Origin of the sequence: Marinobacter sp. BW6, from assembly GCF_008107725.1 — a bacterium.
Classification (GTDB): domain Bacteria; phylum Pseudomonadota; class Gammaproteobacteria; order Pseudomonadales; family Oleiphilaceae; genus Marinobacter.
Genome location: NZ_VIRN01000088.1, coordinates 1 through 438 on the forward strand (window position 1 = coordinate 1; position 438 = coordinate 438).

General features: G+C 59.8%; 1 protein-coding gene. It reads right to left on the reverse strand.

Annotation, left to right across the window (positions count from 1 at the left end; all coding sequences use genetic code 11):
- On the reverse strand, nt 1-438 hold a 438-nt coding region (locus FMN52_RS20160; RefSeq protein WP_205424984.1), incomplete at both ends, for a hypothetical protein.

Consider the following 438-nt stretch of genomic DNA (forward strand, 5'->3'; position numbering starts at 1 on the left):
CGATCCGCCGAATCATATCCGATGAGGACTCCCAGGGGGCCGACGCGGGAGACGACAGCGCGGATGAGACAGTAGCAACACCAGCAGAAGAAGAGGCGGCGGACGATATGGGCGATGCCTCCGAAATGTCCCAGGACGATCTCGACAAACTGTTCGACATGGACAGCGACGACGATGATATTGCGGCGGAAGAAGACGACAGCGCGGATGACATGGCCGCGGCCATGTCATCCGCGCTGTCGTCTTCTTCCGCCGCAATATCATCGTCGTCGCTGTCCATGTCGAACAGTTTGTCGAGATCGTCCTGGGACATTTCGGAGGCATCGCCCATATCGTCCGCCGCCTCTTCTTCTGCTGGTGTTGCTACTGTCTCATCCGCGCTGTCGTCTCCCGCGTCGGCCCCCTGGGAGTCCTCATCGGATATGATTCGGCGGATCG